Here is a 691-nt window from a genome sequence, read left to right as displayed (position 1 = left end):
TTTATTAGTACACCGGACTTTATTATGCTATCAAAGAGGCTCTTACTTTTGCAATTCGTTGTTCAATGTCATCATAAACATCACCGGGTGCTACAATATCTTTTACTACCATTGGGTAGTTCTCCCCTTTAATAATTACGTCCTCAAATGAAAACATAACGTGGTATTCACTTAGTTCCTTTTTAATTGCGTTCACAAACTCATCGGTTTTTTGTTTAGTACTGCTTGGGTGTATGGATAAATGAATAGTAGTCATAGTCTTAATACCTTCTTGATGATATTTACCAGTACTGAAAGAAGCCAAGCAATGATTAGAACGGCAAAGATACTAACGGCAAGGGAAACGTTGTCTGTTCCCCATTCGGTTGTATCCTTTACCCATCCAAGCCCTTCCGATGACATAAAGTGATATGACCAATCGGCAAGAGTTCCCACTATGTACCCTACTGGATGTACAAAACGTATGATCAGTACTGCCAGTACTACATAGATAACACCAGCAATAATTTTAGTTGCATTTTTCAAAACGAGATATCCCTCTTACGTCTACACGCCCGTATGCAAGTAGTCCATTCCTAGACCCAGGCACACGCGATTGCTTTGTGTTCATCAATCGGCGTCTTACTGTTTGAAAGTCTGACACACTGAAGAAAGTGATACATCCCCACGATTCACCTGAACCATTTGGCCG

Annotated in this window: 2 protein-coding genes; both read right to left on the bottom strand. The window is 40.1% G+C overall.

Going from position 1 to position 691, the window contains the following annotated elements; translation table 11 throughout:
- Positions 1–22: 22 nt before the first annotated feature.
- Positions 23–256 carry a hypothetical protein gene (locus tag HMPREF3138_RS26160; RefSeq protein ID WP_139145124.1) on the bottom strand — a complete coding sequence of 78 codons (234 nt, stop codon included), beginning with the start codon at positions 254–256 and terminating at the stop codon, positions 23–25.
- Positions 253–525, bottom strand: a complete 273-nt coding sequence (locus HMPREF3138_RS26155; RefSeq protein ID WP_139145123.1) for a hypothetical protein — start codon at positions 523–525, stop codon at positions 253–255. The genes HMPREF3138_RS26160 and HMPREF3138_RS26155 overlap by 4 nt, the downstream gene beginning before the upstream one ends.
- Between the last annotated feature and the right edge of the window lie 166 nt (positions 526–691).

Source organism: Serratia sp. HMSC15F11 (genome assembly GCF_001808215.1).
GTDB lineage: Bacteria > Pseudomonadota > Gammaproteobacteria > Enterobacterales > Enterobacteriaceae > Serratia > Serratia nevei.
Note: the sequence above shows the minus strand (reverse complement) of the source record. Positions and strands in the feature narration are given on the sequence as shown.